General features: G+C 37.1%; 16 protein-coding genes and 1 pseudogene. 15 read left to right on the forward strand and 2 right to left on the reverse strand.

Translation table 11 applies throughout. The features are described 5' to 3' along the window. Window positions 1-115 precede the first annotated feature (115 nt). Genes MRZ08_RS04300 through MRZ08_RS04320 form a run of 5 tightly spaced genes read left to right on the forward strand, consistent with a single transcriptional unit; the run spans window position 116 to window position 3,960 of the window. Window positions 116-937, forward strand: a complete 822-nt coding sequence (locus MRZ08_RS04300) for a Cof-type HAD-IIB family hydrolase (protein WP_297379671.1) — start codon at window positions 116-118, stop codon at window positions 935-937. After that, on the forward strand, window positions 930-1,721 hold the full coding sequence (locus MRZ08_RS04305) for an MBL fold metallo-hydrolase (protein WP_297379673.1): 792 nt from the start codon (window positions 930-932) through the stop codon (window positions 1,719-1,721). The genes MRZ08_RS04300 and MRZ08_RS04305 overlap by 8 nt, the downstream gene beginning before the upstream one ends. Next, entirely contained in the window at window positions 1,721-2,530 is an 810-nt protein-coding gene (locus MRZ08_RS04310) for an ATP-binding protein (protein WP_297379675.1), read from the forward strand. Before MRZ08_RS04305 ends, MRZ08_RS04310 begins: the two co-directional genes overlap by 1 nt. After that, complete coding sequence (locus MRZ08_RS04315) at window positions 2,527-3,408, forward strand: undecaprenyl-diphosphate phosphatase (RefSeq protein WP_297379677.1); 882 nt, start codon at window positions 2,527-2,529, stop codon at window positions 3,406-3,408. The genes MRZ08_RS04310 and MRZ08_RS04315 overlap by 4 nt, the downstream gene beginning before the upstream one ends. Beyond that, entirely contained in the window at window positions 3,409-3,960 is a 552-nt protein-coding gene (locus tag MRZ08_RS04320; protein WP_297379680.1) for a DNA-3-methyladenine glycosylase I, read from the forward strand. 53 nt (window positions 3,961-4,013) lie between these two features. Here MRZ08_RS04320 and MRZ08_RS04325 read toward each other — a convergent pair whose 3' ends face one another. Next, window positions 4,014-4,835: a helix-turn-helix domain-containing protein gene (locus tag MRZ08_RS04325; protein ID WP_297379684.1), complete on the reverse strand. Its 822-nt coding sequence runs from the start codon at window positions 4,833-4,835 to the stop codon at window positions 4,014-4,016. A gap of 102 nt (window positions 4,836-4,937) precedes the next feature. Between MRZ08_RS04325 and MRZ08_RS04330 the strand changes: the two genes are divergently transcribed. The 7 genes from MRZ08_RS04330 (at window position 4,938) to MRZ08_RS04360 (ending at window position 14,455) form a co-directional block, all read left to right on the forward strand. Beyond that, window positions 4,938-7,106, forward strand: coding sequence for an alpha-galactosidase (locus MRZ08_RS04330; RefSeq protein WP_297379687.1), 2,169 nt, complete (start codon window positions 4,938-4,940; stop codon window positions 7,104-7,106). 21 nt (window positions 7,107-7,127) lie between these two features. Then, on the forward strand, window positions 7,128-8,399 hold the full coding sequence (locus MRZ08_RS04335; RefSeq protein WP_297379690.1) for an extracellular solute-binding protein: 1,272 nt from the start codon (window positions 7,128-7,130) through the stop codon (window positions 8,397-8,399). Between the two features lie 5 nt (window positions 8,400-8,404). After that, the gene (locus MRZ08_RS04340) at window positions 8,405-9,271 is read left to right on the forward strand and encodes a sugar ABC transporter permease (protein WP_297379692.1); all 867 of its coding nucleotides are present in this window, start codon (window positions 8,405-8,407) and stop codon (window positions 9,269-9,271) included. A 10-nt stretch (window positions 9,272-9,281) separates the two neighbouring features. Further along, the gene (locus tag MRZ08_RS04345) at window positions 9,282-10,115 is read left to right on the forward strand and encodes a carbohydrate ABC transporter permease (protein ID WP_297379695.1); all 834 of its coding nucleotides are present in this window, start codon (window positions 9,282-9,284) and stop codon (window positions 10,113-10,115) included. A gap of 35 nt (window positions 10,116-10,150) precedes the next feature. Next, complete coding sequence (gtfA, locus tag MRZ08_RS04350) at window positions 10,151-11,602, forward strand: sucrose phosphorylase (protein WP_297379697.1); 1,452 nt, start codon at window positions 10,151-10,153, stop codon at window positions 11,600-11,602. Between the two features lie 15 nt (window positions 11,603-11,617). Beyond that, window positions 11,618-12,751, forward strand: coding sequence for a sn-glycerol-3-phosphate ABC transporter ATP-binding protein UgpC (gene ugpC / locus MRZ08_RS04355; RefSeq protein WP_297379700.1), 1,134 nt, complete (start codon window positions 11,618-11,620; stop codon window positions 12,749-12,751). A gap of 93 nt (window positions 12,752-12,844) precedes the next feature. Next, window positions 12,845-14,455 carry an alpha-glucosidase gene (locus tag MRZ08_RS04360; protein WP_297379702.1) on the forward strand — a complete coding sequence of 537 codons (1,611 nt, stop codon included), beginning with the start codon at window positions 12,845-12,847 and terminating at the stop codon, window positions 14,453-14,455. A 203-nt stretch (window positions 14,456-14,658) separates the two neighbouring features. Here MRZ08_RS04360 and MRZ08_RS04365 read toward each other — a convergent pair whose 3' ends face one another. Further along, window positions 14,659-15,837, reverse strand: a complete 1,179-nt coding sequence (locus MRZ08_RS04365) for a sodium/glutamate symporter (protein ID WP_297379705.1) — start codon at window positions 15,835-15,837, stop codon at window positions 14,659-14,661. A gap of 136 nt (window positions 15,838-15,973) precedes the next feature. Here MRZ08_RS04365 and MRZ08_RS04370 point away from each other — a divergent pair, with 136 nt between their 5' ends. The 3 genes and pseudogenes from MRZ08_RS04370 to MRZ08_RS04380 form a co-directional block, all read left to right on the forward strand. Continuing rightward, window positions 15,974-17,116 (forward strand): glycosyltransferase, encoded by a 1,143-nt coding sequence (locus tag MRZ08_RS04370; protein ID WP_297379707.1) that lies wholly within the window; start codon window positions 15,974-15,976, stop codon window positions 17,114-17,116. 1 nt (window position 17,117) lies between these two features. Further along, entirely contained in the window at window positions 17,118-17,897 is a 780-nt protein-coding gene (locus tag MRZ08_RS04375) for a glycosyltransferase family A protein (protein WP_297379709.1), read from the forward strand. 1 nt (window position 17,898) lies between these two features. After that, window positions 17,899-18,365: pseudogene (locus MRZ08_RS04380) on the forward strand (chain-length determining protein); the annotation flags it as partial.

Consider the following 18,365-nt stretch of genomic DNA (forward strand, 5'->3'; position numbering starts at 1 on the left):
TCTTTGAAATCAACGCTTTTAATTATTATAACACTTATTTGTCATAGCCTTCAATCAGATTGAAAATAAGCCCTTATCTAGTATTATAATATAGTCTAAAACGAAAAGGAGACTTATGAAAAAAGATATAAAACTAATTGTATTTGACATAGATGGTACTTTAGTAAATGATAAAAAAGAAATGCTTGACGAAAACGTCACAGCTATTAAGAAACTTAAGAAAAAGGGGATTAAGATAGTCCTAAACTCTGGTAGGACCTTCAATGGTATGTGGAGGATGCGTCAAAAGCTTGACCTTATGGCCTATGATGATTACTCTATCTGCGGAACAGGAGCCTTTGTAAGAAGAAACGCCGACGGCAAGGCCCTTATCTCCAATCCTCTAGGAGAGAAGGATTACGAAAAGATTAAAAGTATGGTTGGAGAAGAGGACCTACAGATTACAATCCATACCATGAATATTCTCTATTTAAATGCAGAAGTTCCTAACGATGCCTTCTTGTACGACCAATGGCAGGTTTCTATGCCTTGGTTTAAGTTTGAAAAGTTTGAAGATATAGAAGATAGCATATGTAGGCTTGGCATTACAGGAGAAAAAGACCTTCTGGATAAGTTCACTGAGGAAAATAGGAAAGAGCTTGTGAAAGACTATAAGATTATGAGAAATGAAAAGCATCTTCTAGAGATCCTAAACAAAAACTCAGGTAAGTCTGAAAGTCTAAAGAAACTAGCTCAAATGCTTGAGATAGACAGAGAAAACATCATGTATTTTGGAGACGGAATGAATGATGTAAAGAGCTTGGAGTTTGCAGGATGTGGTGTGGCCATGGCTTCTGGAATGAAAGAAGCACAAGATGTGGCAGACTTTGTCATAGGATCAAACGAAGAGCCTTCCATAGCGGAGTTTCTTAAGGAGTATTTTAATCTAGATGTCTAGATTTGTAACCTTATCTTCTGGATCATCAGGAAATGTAAGCTTTCTCGAATACAAGGGATGTCGCATACTAATCGATGCGGGATTTTCTGGGAAAAAAATCGAAAATCTCTTAGGCCAAATCGGAGAGGAAGCAAAGAATCTCGATGGGATATTTCTCACTCACGAGCACAACGACCACATCCAAGGAGCAGGAGTCCTATCGAGGAGATTTGATATTCCAATCTATGCCAATGAGGGAACTTGGAAGGCTTTCTCTAAAAAAGCTAAGAGATTGAAGGAAGAAAATATAAAGATATTTAAGACAAACCAGTTCATAAACTTTAAATCAATGGATATCCTCCCCATATCCATCCACCACGATGCTATGGAGCCTGTGGGATATGTTATCTATCTGGGAAATAAAAAGATAAGTCTTATTTCTGATACAGGAATAATAGATGAGAAGATCGCCTACGAGATTAAGGGTTCTGATATCTATTATATGGAGGCAAATCACGACCTAGAAGCCCTAAAGCTTGGGCCATATCCTCATAATCTTAAGCTTAGAGTTATGGGAAAGATGGGTCACTTATCAAACGATCAATCGGCCGAAGCCCTAGCTGATGCATTAGTTGGTAAGAATGAGACGGTTTTTCTATCTCACCTATCAGATACCAACAATACCCCAGAGCTTTCAAGACTTACAGTTGATAATTATCTCAAGGGTTTGGGACTGGATACAGAAAAAGATATAAACTTGGAGGTCTGTGAAAGATACATACCTTCAAAAATAGTGGAGTTATAATGGAATTAGTAGAAATTGAAAGATCACTTATAAAAAAATACAGGAAGGAAATCTGGTCGCCCTTTATCAAGGCAGTCAAGGAATTTTCCTTGATAAATGAGGGAGATAAGGTAGCTGTTGCCATATCTGGCGGCAAGGATTCCTTGATTCTTGCAAAGCTTATAGAAGAATTACATAAGCACTCTAGGGTAAAATTTGATGTAGAATACATCTCTATGGACCCAGGCTACGATAAGGAAAACAGAGATCTACTAGAAAAAAACTTAGCCTATCTTAATATAGATGCGACAATTTATGATTCGGAAGTTTTCGAAGTAGCCGAGACCATAACCAAGGGAGACTATCCTTGCTATATGTGTGCGAGAATGAGAAGGGGCTTTCTCTATGCCAAGGCAAAGGAATTAGGATGTAACAAGGTTGCCCTAGGCCATCATATGAATGACGTAATCGAGACGACTATGATGAATGTCCTCTATGCAGGAAACTTCAAGACTATGAAGCCTAAGCTCATCGCTCAAAACTTTGACGATATGGAGCTAATCAGACCCCTCTATTATCTTCACGAGGATGATATCAAAAGATGGAGGGATTACGTATCTCTGTCTGCTCTAAATTGCGCTTGCACAGTTACCAAATCTAGCGAATCCTACACTAGAAAGAAGATAAAAGAGTTAATAGCAGAACTTAAAAAAGATAACCCAGATGTAGAAAAGTCAATCCTAAGATCAGCAGAAAATGTCAATTGCGATATGGTCCTAGGATATCAAATAAAGGGAGAAAAACACTCATTCTTGGAGGAATTTGAATGATAATAGATTTTATAAAAGTCCTAATCCTTTCTATAGTGGAAGGAGTTACGGAATTCTTGCCAGTATCATCGACTGGACATTTGATATTGGTAAACCAATTTGTAAAGCTTGAACCAGAAGGATTTTCTAACGCCTTTAATATAATCATCCAACTAGGGGCAATCCTGTCTGTCGTAGTGATTTACTTTAAAAGGCTCAACCCTTGGGATAGGGAAAAGACAGAAAGATACTTTCCTAGAAACTACGACAGGTTAAACGGTCAATCTAGATTCTATTTTAGATTGACCCATCCGGATAAGAAGACAATAGAGCTTTGGAAAAGAGTAATAGTAGGAATCCTTCCAGCTATGGTCTTGGGCCTACTCTTTGATGATTTCATAGACGAACACCTATTTAACCCAATGGTAGTTGCAACTATGCTACTAGTATGGGGTCTCATAATAATCTTTGTAGAAAAAAGAAATAAGAAGGATAAAGGCTTTAGGCACGATAATATAGCCATGGTTTCCTATAAGACCGTACTTGCTATAGGATTTTTCCAAACCCTTGCCATGATTCCGGGAACAAGTAGGTCAGCTGCGACAATTATGGGAGCCATGATCCTAGGATTATCCAGATCTGCTGCAGCAGAATTCTCATTTTTCCTAGCAATTCCTACTATGCTTGGGGCGACTTTCCTTAAAGTTGTTAAAAACTTCGGAGGCTTTACCGCCTACCAGTGGCTTCTTATCCTTTTGGGCATGGTCCTAAGCTTTCTTGTAGCATATTTTGTTATCAAGAAATTCATGGCCTACATCAGAAACAACGACTTCATCCCATTTGGAATTTACAGAATAATACTAGCTATAATAGTATTTGTTTACTTTTTATTCTTCTAGATGAAAAAAAGATGTGAATGGGCAAAGGGAGAGCTCTTAGAAAAATATCACGATGAGGAATACGGAAATATCAGCCATGACGATGCCTATATCTTCGAAGTCCTCGTCATGGAATTTATGCAGGCGGGTCTTAGCTTTGAGATAATCCTAAAGAAAAGAGAAGCCATGCGTAAGGCCTTTGACGGCTTTGATTATAGGAAAATTGCAGGATATGACGATAGAAAAATCGAAGAGCTCATGGCAAACGATAAAATAATCAGAAATAAGAAAAAATTAAAAGCCTTGGTAAAAAACGCCAAGGCCTTCATAAAAGTAAGAGAAGACTACGGGTCTTTTGATAGATATTTAGAAAACTTCATCAAAGAGCCCATAGACTACAAGAGAAAAGAAGGGGAGATAATTGCAAAAAGCAAACTTTCCGAGAAACTATCCAAAGACATGAAAGATAAGTCTTTCTCCTTTGTAGGACCAGTCACAATTCATTCCTTCTTAGAAGCCATAGGAAGAATAAATTGTCACTGCATTTCTTGCTTTAAACACAAAAACAGCTAGAATAAGTTAAGGCTAATCTAGCTGTTTTTTCTATGTGAAGATATAATATATGACTATCTGTAATCACTAGGACTTTTGTCATAGAATTCCTTGAAGGCCTTAGAGAAATACAAGGGGTCCTTAAAGCCTACTGAATAAGCAATTACCTTGATAGATTCCTTGGTATTTTCTAAAAGCTGAGAGGCCCTTTTCATCCTAATCTCTTGTAGATATTGTTTGGGAGACATAGATGTGTATTCCTTAAAGATCCTTGTCAGATAGCTTCTATTGACATTGAGCTTTGACGCAATATCCTGGATTGATAAATCAGCCTTGTTGTATTGGGTCTCTATTATACGCCTACAATCAAGGTAAATTTGCGTTCGACTATCCACTGGCTTTTTATTTTGTTGTGGACCTATCTTAATTAACTCATATAAAACTTCGTAGCTATAGCTTATAAGCCTTAGTAGTTTTAGATTATAGTCGTCAATACTTTCAGAATCCACGACCATTGATTTTATTATGTTTCCAAGCTTTTTCGTATCACAAGTATCAGATGATTTGATATAAGAAATTTCATGAATCCTAGATAAGGACAGATAATCCTTAATCCTATTGCCGTTTATACCAATCCAATAATAGGACCAAGGCTCATCTTTATCTGCCTGGTAGTAGGTAAGCTCATTTTTCTTTAGTAGGAACAAGTCGCCTTCCTTCAAAAATATTTTTTCTTTCTTGTAATGAAAATAGCCCGACCCGTTTGAAATATAGTGAAGGACGTAATTATCCCTTATAGCAGGGCCGAAATCTTGCAAAGACTTGCAATCTTCATAGCCCACAAAATCAACTGCCACATCCATACTAAGTGTATCAAATTCCGAATAAATAACCATAGCACTCTCCAATAGTAACATTTTACCATATGGGAACAACAAAAGTCCATTCAAGGAATCGCTTTCATATTATATAATTTAGATAATATAGAGGAGGTATTTATGGGAATTATTATTAAAGATAGGCTCTACTATGTACATGCTAAGGGTCTGTCGATGATTTTAGAAAACCGTGATGGAGATTTGTTACTTAAACATCTAGGAAAAAGTATTAAGGATTATAATTTTTCTAATAGCGTATTTGAAAAGGACCACGCTTTTTCGCCAACACAAAGTCCCGATGATAGGACTTATAGTTACGATACGCAAAGGCAAGCCTTCGGAGTCCATGGCTTCGGCGATTTTAGACATCCATCGATTAAAATTGAGCATGGCAACAATGAACTTACATTATTTAAAATAAAAGAAAGCCAGATTTTAGATTATGAAGTCGATGCAAAAGGCCTTCCAAATCCACACTCTAGAAAGGGAGCTGAGACTTTGATTTTAATTTTGGAGGATGAAGTTAGTGAGATTGAGCTAAAAGTTTACTACACCGCCTATGAAGATTCTCCAACCATATCTACTTTTACAAGACTTATAAATAAATCGGATAAAGAAGTTGTTATTCATAGGGACTTATCTGCAATGTTTGATATGCCTGCTTCTTCTTATGATATAATAAGCTTACAGGGGGCCTACGCAAGAGAGAAAACTCTCCGCCGTCACAAGGTAGATCAGGGAATTTTTTCGGTATCTTCAAACCGTGGGGCTTCTGGCCACGCTCAGACACCGGCTATAATCTTATCAGATTCCCTAGCAAATGAAGATTATGGAGAAGCTTGGGCCCTTCAGCTGATGTATAGCGGGAATTTCCAGGCAAGTGTCGAGAAAAATCAACTAAATGAAGTCAGAATGTCGATTGGAATTTCTGATGACAATTTCTCTTGGAAGCTTAATCCAGGTGAAAGCTTCGATACACCTGTTGCCTTACTAACTTACTCAGACCAGGGTCTTAGCAAACTAAGCCAAGAAAGTCAAAGTTTTGTTCAAAATCATATTATGGCCAAAAACTTTGCCTATGAGAAAAGACCAATCCTAATCAATAACTGGGAGGCTACATATTTTGACTTTGATAAGGAAAAACTATCCAGCTTAACTGATGAGGCAAGTAGGCTTGGAATAGAGCTTTTTGTCCTAGACGATGGCTGGTTTGGCAATCGTTTTGATGACAACAGGGCCCTGGGAGATTGGCAGGTAAATGAAGAAAAGATCGGTTGTAAGCTTAGTGAACTTATAAGCGATGTTCATAAAAAGGGGATGAAATTTGGCCTATGGGTAGAACCTGAGATGATTTCTGTTGATAGTGATCTTTATAGGAAGCACCCAGATTGGGCCATCCAAGCACCTAAGAGGGGTCATAGCTATTCAAGAAATCAACTTGTCCTTAACCTAGCTAATCCAGAGGTAGTGGCTTATCTTAAAGAAGTCCTAGATGATCTTCTATCAAATCATGATATAGATTATATAAAATGGGACTATAATAGGAATATTACAAATATCGGAAATGGTAAAGATTATCTCGAAACGAGGGAACAATCTCACAGATATATGTTAGGCTTTTATGATTTGGTTAAGTTCTTGACAGAAAAGCATTCAGACGTACTCTTTGAGTCTTGTTCGGGAGGGGGAGGAAGAAACGACCTTGGAGTGATGAGATATTTCCCCCAAGTTTGGGCAAGTGATAATACAGACGCCATAAATAGGCTTCCTATCCAATATGGCTCGACCTTCCTTTACCCAACTATCAGTATGGGAGCCCATGTCTCTGCCTCTCCTAATCATCAGATGAATCGAGTAACTTCTCTTAAAACTAGGGGCCATGTCGCTATGATGGGTAATTTCGGCTATGAATTAGACTTAAGCAAGCTAAGCGAGGAAGAAAAGGAAGAGATAAAAGAGCAAGTAAACTTATACAAAGAAATCCGCCCTATAGTCCAATTTGGAAGACAATACAGGTTAATTAATCCGAGCAGAGAGAGCAATGAAGTTGCTGTAGAATTTGTTAAGGATGAAAGCATTCTAGTAACTTATGTAAGGATCCTTTCAACTATAGAAGAGATTGAAACTACTCTTAAGCTAAAGGGCCTTGAAGAAGAAAGCTTCTATCGTTTACATGGAACGAATAAGATTTATTCAGGAGCAGAACTTATGTATGCTGGTCTAACTATAGTGATGGATGGGGGAGATTTCCTAAGCAAACAATATTACTTTACGAAAATCGAAGCTTAAATTTCTAAGAAGGAGAAAGAAATGAAAAATAATAAGAGATTTATTATAAGGAGGATGGTCTTCTTTTTGATCGTTCTTATAAATCTTACTTCCTGTTCCAATAAGGAAGAAAAGTCCGCAGATGGGAGGGTCGTAATTGAATTTTTCAATCAGAAAAAAGAGATGGTCGACACCCTAGAGGAGATAGTAAAAGATTTTGAGAAAGAAAATCCAGACATAAAGGTTAACATGACAAGCGTACCAGATGCTGGAACAGTCCTTAAAACCCGTATGCTTGCAGGCGATAGCCCGGATATAGTCAATATATATCCTCAAAACATGGACTTTAAGGAATGGGCTAAGGCGGGATATTTCAAAGACCTAAGTGGGGCGAGCTATCTTGACAATATAGTAAATGATTATGAAGAAAAGTACGCCATAGATGGCAAAATTTACAATGTTCCTCTATCAGCTAACTTTTATTGTATCTACTACAACAAGACAAAATTCGATGAATTGGGACTAAAGGTACCTGAAACTTGGGAAGAATTCGAAAAGCTTGTAGAAGATATTAAGGCTAAGGGAGAAGTTCCTTTCGCCGTAGCAGGTAGTGAGGGTTGGACCCTAAATGGATATCATCAACTTTCCTTGATTAATATAACAGGAAGCGATGAGGCTGCAAACGATTATCTAAGATACTCTGATGTAAATTCAATTAATGAAAATGATGAGACTCTAGTAAAAGACAGCGAGTACCTAGACTTACTAGCAGATAAGGGAAATGCTCAAAAAAACTGGGAAGGGGCCTCCTACAATGATTCTGTGGTTGCCTACGCAACAGAAAAATCCCTAATGCTTGCTGGTGGATCTTGGGTACTTGCGGCAATTAGCCAACAAAACCCTGAATTTGAAGTAGCTACCTTTGCTTTCCCAGGTGTAAATAAGGGAGAGGAAGTTACAGTAGGAGCAGGAGACTTGGCTCTTTCAATATCAGAAAATACCAAACACCCTGATGAAGCAGAGCGTTTCCTAGAATACATGACATCTAAGGAAGCTATGCAAAAGTACTACGACGTAGATGGGTCACCGGTTGCTGTAAAGGGAGTAAAGGAGAATGAAGATTCGCCACTTGCACCCTTGTATAAGCTTGCTTTTACTGACAGACACTATGTTTGGTTGGGTCAAGAGTGGAATAGTGAAGAAGACTTCTTCCAAGCTACAACTAATTATCTACTAACACAAGACAGGGCCCAATTAGCGAAGGAGCTCAATGCTTTCTTTAATCCGATGAAAGCTAGCAATAAAAAGGAGTAAATAACATGAGAAAGTTTTTAAACAAATATTGGGGTTGGACCTTTTTGATCATACCTTTGATATTACAAGCCATATTTTTCTATTTTCCAATGTTACAGGGAGCTTTTTATAGCTTCACTAACTGGACAGGGCTAACCTATAACTTTGATTTCGTAGGAATAAATAATTATTCAATCCTTATGACTGATGAGAAGTTCTTCAAGGCCTTAGGCTTTACCTTGATATTAACTATATGTCTTATAGTTGGAGAAATAGTATTTGGTATATTAATAGCTAGAGCCCTAAATTCAAAAATCAAGGGACAAACATTTTTTAGAGCTTGGTTTTTCTTCCCAGCTGTCCTATCAGGACTAACCGTATCTTTGATTTTTAAACAAATCTTTAACTACGGTCTTCCAGCCATAGGAGAATCCTTAAATATAGAATTCCTAAAAACTAGTCTTTTGGGAACGACTTATGGTTCTATCTTCGCTGCTATATTTGTAATGCTTTGGCAGGGAGTTGCTATGCCAATAATAATTTTCCTATCAGGACTACAGACAATCCCAACAGAGATAAAAGAAGCGGCAGCCATTGATGGAGCAACTAGCAGACAGACATTTTGGAGCATAGAACTACCTTACCTCTTGCCAAGCATATCAATGGTCTTTATCATGGCCCTTAAGGCAGGGCTTACGGCCTTTGATCAAATCTTTGCCCTTACAGGTGGAGGTCCTAGCAATGCTACAACCTCTATAGGACTTTTGGTTTATAACTATGCCTTTAAGAGCAATCAATACGGCTACGCCAATGCCATAGCCCTTATACTATTTTTGCTTATAGCTATAGTTTCTATTGTCCAGATTAAGATATCAAAACGTTACGAAGTATGAGGTGTAAAATATGAAAATAGAAGAAAATAATAATAAATTTTGGAAGTATGTTCTCTTGATAGTGGGATCTTTCCTAATATTGATTCCTCTACTAGCTACGATTTTTAGTTCTTTTAAGACGACTAAGGATATCATGCAAAACTTCTTTGGCTTTCCAAATCCAGTTACCCTAGATAACTTTAAGCGCCTAATAGAAGATGGAATTGGAAAATATTTCTTAAACTCAACTATAATTACAATAGCATCAGTAGTCCTTGTGACAATATTTATACCAGCTGCTGCTTATTCAATAGCAAGAAATATGTCAAAGTCCCGTGCATACAACATTATGTACAGCCTTTTGATTCTAGGGATTTTCGTACCCTTCCAAGTCATCATGATTCCTATAACAGTTATGATGAGCCGTTTAGGAATGGCAAATATCTTTGGCCTAGTGATCTTATATTTAACATATTCAATCCCACAAACCTTGTTCCTCTATGTAGGCTATATCAAGCTAAGTGTGCCAGATAGCTTAGATGAGGCAGCGGAGATTGATGGAGCTGATAGATTTACAACTTATAGGAAAATAATCTTTCCTATGCTTAAGCCAATGCATGCTACTGCCCTTATTATAAATGCCCTTTGGTTTTGGAATGACTTTATGCTACCATTGTTGATACTTAACAAGTCATCTGACCTTTGGTCATTACCTCTTTTCCAATACAACTACACAGGCCAGTACCTAAGTGACTACGGTCCAAGCTTTGCATCTTATGTTGTTGGTATTATTACAATAACAATAGTTTATCTAATATTCCAAAAGAATATTATTTCAGGAATGAGCAAGGGAGCTGTTAAATAAGCTTTAGTTAAAAATAGAGAAAATAGGAGAATTTTATGGGAATTCAAAACAAAACTATGCTTATTACTTATTCAGATAGTTTAGGCAAAGATTTAAAAGATTTAAAAGAAAATTTAGAAAAATATTTTAAGGAAGCCGTAGGTGGTGTCCATATATTACCATTTTTTCCATCGACAGGTGATAGGGGCTTTGCTCCAATCGATTATGACGAGGTAGATCCTAAGTTTGGAGATTGGAAAGATATTAAGGCCTTAGGAGAAAGATACTATCTTATGTTTGATTTTATGATCAATCATATTTCTCGAAAGTCAAAATACTATAAGGACTATCAGGAAAAGCATGAAGATAGTGAATATAAAGATTTATTCCTAAATTGGGATAAGTTTTGGCCAGAAAATCGTCCTAGCCAAGCCGATATAGATTTAATCTATAAAAGAAAAGACAGGGCTCCCAAGCAAGAAATTAAATTTAAAGATGGATCGGTTGAAAATCTTTGGAATACATTTGGAGAAGAGCAGATTGACCTAGATGTTAGAACTGAAGTCACTATGGATTTTATAAAGAAAAATATAGATAATCTTTCTAAAAAGGGCTGTGACATCATAAGACTTGATGCCTTTGCTTACGCTATCAAAAAGCTAGATACAAATGACTTTTTTGTAGAACCTGAAATATGGGATTTACTAGATAAGATAAGAGAGATGGCAGTTAAAAATAATGTAGAAATACTGCCTGAAATTCACGAACATTACAAGATACAGTTTAAAATAGCAAGTCATGATTATTTTATATATGATTTTGCCTTGCCCATGCTAACTTTATATAGCCTATATTCTGGAAAGGTAGACAGGCTTAAAAATTGGTTAGAAAAAAGCCCTATGAAACAGTTCACCACCCTAGATACCCACGATGGTATTGGAGTGGTTGATGTAAAAGATATAATGACCGATGATGAAATAGCCTTTACTACAGACCAGCTTTATAAGGTTGGAGCCAATGTTAATAGGAAATATTCAACAGCAGAATATAACAATCTCGATATATATCAGATCAATACTACTTACTATTCAGCTCTTGGAGATGATGATAAAAAATACTTTATAGCTCGTCTTATCCAAGCTTTTGCTCCTGGAATTCCTCAAGTTTATTATGTGGGATTTCTAGCGGGGAAAAACGACTTAAAGCTTCTTGAAGAAACAAAAGAAGGACGAAATATAAATCGTCATTATTATTCCAATGATGAGATAGCTAGGGAAGTAGAAAGACCTATAGTAAAAGCCCTCCTAATGCTTTTTAAATTTAGAAATAGGTCAGAAGCTTTTGACCTAGAAGGCTCGATTTCAGTCGAAAATGAGGGAGAAAACATAATAATAATTACTCGTAAGAATAAAGATGAAAGTGCAGTAGCTAAAGCAAGAATAGATCTTAAGAATCTGACCTATAAAGTTACTGAAAATGATAAAGAAATAGAATTTTTAAATATATAGTTAGGAATTAAGAACATGACAACATTAAAATTAAATCACATATACAAAAAATATCCCAAATCTAGCCACTATGCTGTAGAAGATTTTAATTTAGACATAAAGGATAAGGAGTTTATAGTCTTTGTAGGGCCTTCTGGTTGTGGTAAGTCAACCACCCTACGTATGATTGCAGGCCTTGAAGATATAACAGAGGGAGAGCTTTACATTGATGATGAGCTAGTTAATGAAAAATCAGCCAAAGATCGTGAAATCGCCATGGTATTTCAAAACTATGCCCTCTATCCTCATATGACAGTCTATGACAATATGGCCTTTGCCTTAAAACTTAGAAATCTAAAAAAGGATGAAATTGATAAGCGTGTCAAGGAAGCGGCAGAAATCCTTGGATTAACAGAATTACTCAAACGTAAACCAGCTGATCTTTCAGGAGGTCAGAGACAACGTGTGGCTATGGGTAGAGCAATTGTGCGTGAAGCCAAAGTATTTCTAATGGATGAGCCTCTATCAAATCTAGATGCCAAGCTAAGAGTTTCAATGAGGGCAGAAATTTCAAAGATCCATCGCCGTATAGGAGCAACAACCATATATGTAACTCACGATCAGACAGAAGCGATGACTCTTGCTGATAGGATTGTAATAATGAGTTCAAGGAAAAATCCAGACGGGTCCGGTACCATAGGAAGGATAGAGCAAATAGGAACTCCCTATGAGCTTTACAATAAGCCTGTCAATAAATTTGTGGCAGAATTTATAGGAAGTCCTTCAATGAACTTCTTTGAAGTAACTGTTCTTGGATCAGAAATGATGGATAGGGATGGACTCTGCATACAAATACCAGAAGGACATAGAAAGACCCTAGAAAAAAAGGGCTATATTGGCAAGAAAGCTATCTTTGGAATAAGGCCAGAAGATATATCAAGTAGTGAAATAGCAAGACAGACCTATCCAAGTTCAACAATTGATGCGGAAGTTGTAATGTCAGAGCTACTTGGAAATGAGACAATCCTTTATACAAAACAAGGAAATAATGAGTTTGCTTCAAGAGTTGGGGCAATGGAGTACAGAAATCCAGGAGAGCGTGTCAAACTTAGCCTAAACGTAGCCAAGGGACATTTCTTCGATATAGATACAGAAAGGACTATTAGTTAAAAATATTTGTTAGATATTAGAAAAGGACTAAAATGAAATTACGGGGCAAAATTTGCCTTAAAGAATTTAGAAAAGAATTTAGAGAGGTGGAATATGAAAAAACATTGGTGGCATAAGGCGACTATTTATCAAATTTATCCAAGGTCTTTTATGGATTCAAACAATGATGGAATAGGAGATCTTAGAGGTATTATTTCCAAGCTAGATTATCTGGAAAAGCTCGGGATTAATGCGATTTGGCTTTCTCCAGTTTATCAAAGTCCTATGGATGATAATGGCTATGATATATCCGATTATAGGGCGATTGCAGATATATTTGGGAATATGGATGATATGGAAGAGCTTTTAGATGAGGCTAATAAAAGAAATATTAAGATCGTAATGGATCTTGTTGTAAACCATACTTCGGATGAACATGCTTGGTTTATAGAAGCTAAGGAAAATCCAGCTAGTCCTAAACGTGATTATTATATTTGGAGGAAGGAGAAAAACGGCCTAGAATCTACTTTCTCAGGATCTGCTTGGCAATATGATGAGGATTCTGGCGAGTATTATCTCCACTTATTTAGCAAGAAGCAACCAGACCTTAACTGGGAAAATGAAGACTTGCGTCATGAAATCTATGACATGATGAACTTCTGGATTGATAAGGGAATCGGGGGCTTCCGCATGGATGTAATCGACCTACTAGGCAAAGTTCCTGACAAAGAAATTAAGGAAAATGGACCAATGCTTCATACCTACCTTAAGGAGATGAACAAAAATACCTTTGGTAAGCGCGACCTATTGACTGTAGGTGAGACTTGGGGAGCAAGTCCTGAAATTGCCAAGAAATATTCAAATCCAGATAATGAAGAGCTTTCCATGGTATTTCAGTTCGAGCATATTGGCCTTCAACACAAGGATGGTAAGCCTAAATGGTTCTATGAGAAGGACCTTTATGTAAGTAAGCTTAAGGAGATTTTTGCCAAATGGCAAACTGAACTAGAGCTTGGCAAGGGTCGGAATTCATTATTTTGGGAGAACCACGACCTTCCTAGAGTCCTTTCACTCTGGGCAGATGTCGGCGAATATAGGGAAAAATCAGCCAAGGCTCTTGCAATCCTCCTTCACCTTATGAGAGGAACTCCTTATATCTATCAGGGTGAAGAAATAGGCATGACCAACTACCCTTTCAAAGATTTGTCAGAATTTGAAGATATTGAATCTATAAATTATGCTAAAGAATGCTTAGAAAAGGGAGAAGATGAGAAAGAAATCCTAGATAGGGTATCTGTAATCGGTCGTGACAATGCTAGGACTCCTATGCAATGGGACGCTTCCAAGAATGCTGGCTTTTCTAAGGCCGATTCAACCTGGCTTCCTGTAAATCCAAATTACAAGGAAATAAATGTAGAAGAAGCCCTAAAAGATCCTGATTCAATATTTTATACCTACCAAAAACTAGTTGATCTAAGGAAAAAGAATGATTGGCTAATAGATGCTGACTTTAAGCTTCTAGAAACAGAAGAGAAAGTATTCGCCTACACAAGAGAGACTGAGGATGAAAAATACCTCATTGTAGTAAACTTTTCTGGAGAAAGCCAAGACTTTGACTTAGAAGAAGACTATACTGATATTGTAATTTCTAATACAGATGTCGACGAAGTTAAAAATTCAGGCAAGCTTAAGGCTTGGGATGCGTTTTGTGTGAAAATTAAATAAAAGTGGGGCTGTTGCAAAATTATGAATAATCATCGTACCATCGTTAGAAGGTTCTCTTAGGAAATTTTACCTCTCCTGGCCGGTAGGCCTATTGCTGCCTGCCGACTGATGGAGGCGGTTAGCCTGTCGGCTTATTGAGACTTTCCGTGGAGGTTCTTCTAACGATAACGGTACGATTTATTCATTCTGCAACAGCCCTTTTTCTATGCCAATAAATTTATAAAAAATGTAATGACTAAAGGATTGAAGAGATTTACTGCTACTGCTAGGACTATGGGAAATACAAACATAGCTATATCTGCTGGGCCCTTTTCTTCTATAACTGCTTCCATATTAGCCATGGCGTTTGGTGTTTGTCCAAGGCCTACTCCGCAATGGCCTGCTGCCATTACAGCAGCATCGTAGTCTTTGCCACAAAATCTGTAGGTTACAAGGCTTGTATATATTCCAATAAATGCCGCTTGGGCGATTAGGATTATAAACATAGGTCCTGCAAGGCCTATAATTGCAGAAATATTTAGGTTGATTAGGGCAAGGGATAGGAAGAGGTTAAGGGAAATATTTCCTACTATATTTACATTAGTAAGGTCCACGTCTTTTCCCAGAGAGTCGTAGATATTTCTTACGACAAGACCTCCGAATTGGCAGCCTACATAATAGGGAAAGCTTAGGGAAGTTAGGGCTAGGATCTTGTTTATAAAAGTTCCCAAAAAGGCTGACAGACTTACCAGTATTATGGCCTTCATCAAGGATGATTGATTTATTATTTTTCTGATATTTTCATCTTCTGATTCGTATAAGGCGCCCTTTGACCTAAGCGAGTGACTTTTGATGAGTCTTTTTGCGACAGGTCCTCCCACAAGACTTCCAACCAAAAGCCCGAAGGTTGCCGCAGCCACTCCTATGGAGGTGTTTCCGACTGCTCCTTTAGCTTCCATGATTTTTCCAAAAGATATGGCAGAACCTATTCCTCCAGTCATTGAAGTAGATCCCATAGCCACTCCATGGAGGGGATTTATGCCAAGAAGAAGTGAAATCCCTACAGAGATTATATTTTGTAAAGGAAGGAGGAGGATTATTACGAGAGCAAGCTTAAGACCAATCACTCCCGCCTTTTTTAAACTCTTAAAGGATGCGGCAAGGCCTATGGATGCAAAAAAGATATTCATAAAGAAGTCTTGGAGGGTTCCGTCGAATTTAAAGTCGATCCTTGCCCTTGATTTGATTATAAATATCACAAGGCTAATAATAAGACCTCCTATAACAGGAGATGGAATGAAAAATTTCCTAAAAAATTCAAATTTGTTTTTAATTAAGACCCCGATAATATAGGCAATCATACCAATTCCTAGAGTCTGTATAATGTCTAATTCTATTGTCATAATGTATCCTTTCCTACCTATTAGTTTATCCCTAGATATAATTTTTACAAGCTCTTAGATAAAATGCTATAAAAAGAGCAATCTTGATTTGCTTACAGTATAATGAATGTTATATAATAAGCTAAGGAGAGTGCTTATGAAAATAATATTTTGGGTGTCGGCCTTTGCCATATTTTATCCTATGATAGGCTACCCATTGACACTTTTGTTATTAGACAAAATTATAAAAAGAAAAAACACTAAAGATTACACTTACAAGCCCAAAGTTTCAGTGATTATCTCAGCCTACAATGAGGAGAAAGTCATTGAGAAAAAGCTTAATAATATTATAAAAACTGACTATCCAGACTTTGAAGTGATAATTGCAAATGATGCTTCAAATGACAGGACTGTGGAGATTGCTCAAGAATTCATCAAAAGCCATCCGGCCTATAATATCAGAGTAAATACTGTAAGAAATCATTTGGGTAAGACCAACGCCCAGGACGAGTCGGTAGAGGTCGCCAAGGGAGAAATTTTAGTTTTTTCTGATGCGAATTCGATCTTTAAGGAAGATGCCATAAGTGAGCTTGTTTCATATTTTACATCAGACGATATAGAATATGTCTGCGGATCTCTTATCTACAAGGAAGATGAGACAGCTTCGGTTGTAGCGGAAAATACTTACTGGAATATGGAACTTACTATGAGAAAAATCGAGTCTAATATCAAGACTATAGCTGCAGGAAATGGGGCGATTTACGCTTGTAGAAAGAAGGATTATAGGAATTATAACCTAGTAAGCTCCCACGATTACGAGATGCCCCTTCACGCAGGCCTTAATGGAAAAAGAGCCCTTTATAATGAGGACGCCCTAGCTTTTGAGAAGGCAGGATCTACTACTAGCGATGAGTTTAAGAGAAAGGTCAGAATGCAAAGAAGGATTCTTACAAATATTAGGACCAATCTGAGAAGGTTAAATATTTTCAAATACGGTTGGTTTTCCTTCTTCCACTTCAACCACAAGACCTTGAGATTCTTGCAGGCTTTCTTTCATATAGTATTATTTATAAGTAATATATTTCTTATTAGACAAGGATTTATCTATAAGCTTATCCTTCTAGGTCAAGTTGCCTTTCTAATTCTTGCCATTTTGGGTCAAGTAAGCAAGGCGAAAAATAAGATCGTCTATTTTCCAAGATATTATTCAATGATGATGCTTGCCCAAATCCTTGGAGCCAAAAACGAGCTTACAGGAAAGAGCAAGGCCACTTGGGAGAAGGCAGAAAGTACGAGGTAATATGAATATAGAAGTTTTGATTTCTGCTATGAATGTATGTGATATTAGTTTTTATAAGAGATTTAACTTAAGTACGGACTGCCTGATTATCAATCAAACTGACCACAATTCCTACGAGGAAGTCGAGGAAGATGGCTTTAGGGTAAGGATGATATCGACTGATACAAGAGGCCTTGGTAGGTCGAGAAATCTCGCTATCTTAAATTCTAGGGCAGATGTCGTTTTATTTTGCGATGACGATGAAGTCTTAGAAGATGATTACGAAAGAAAAATCAAGGAAGCTTTTATCGAACATCCTGATGTGGACTTTTTCGTCATGAAGACCATAATTTATAAGGATGGAGAAGAGACCATCAAGGTAAAGGAAGAAAAAGACCTAAAGATCTACAATGCTTTAAGATATGGATCAGTTCATTTCGCCTTTAAGCGAGAGAAAATCCTCGAGAAAAATATTTTCTTATCTACTTATTTTGGAGCAGGAACAGGAAATGGGTCTGGTGAAGATTCGATATTTATTGCAGATTGTATTAGAAATAAGCTAAGAGTGAGGACTTCTACTAAGCTTATAGCGAAAATCTACAATGACGATTCGACTTGGTTTACAGGCTTTGACGAGAAGTTTTTCTATGATAAGGGAAAACTTTCCAAGGCCCTTTTTCCAAAAATGTATAGGTTTTATATAGAATATTTTGTTAGAAACTATCCTGAGAAGGTAGAAAAAATAGGCATAAGAAAAGCAAGACAGTTGATGATTGAAGGCGCTAAGGATTTTGGAGGTTAAAATGAAAGAAAAAAGATCGCTATTTAGTGCTATTCCAGCAGGACTAATCTGTGGAATACTAGCAGCAGTTATCTTCTACTTCGCCCTAAGCTATTCAGGTTTTAATGAATATAGGGCAAAAAGTAAGATTATAACTACAGGAATTGAAAATGTAAATGAGAATTCAGGAGATGCAAGCACCTACGCAGCTACTATTAACTCAAATAAGATTAAAAAGACAGTACTAGACAATCTAGGAATTGATATGTCTTTGGGTATGCTTGATGCAAAACTTAGTATAGAGCCAATTGAAGGCTCATCTGTAGTAGATATTGTAGTTACAGATACAAACAAGCTAAGAGCAGAAGATATAGCAGATGAATACGCAGACCTTGCAGTTAGAGTTATAGGAAATATTTATGGGACAGATGCCCAAGTTATGGAATACTCCTACCAATCTGCAGGCAGGGTAAACAATGGCAAAACTTA

Source organism: Anaerococcus sp. (assembly GCF_022770135.1).
Taxonomy (GTDB): Bacteria; Bacillota; Clostridia; order Tissierellales; family Peptoniphilaceae; genus Anaerococcus.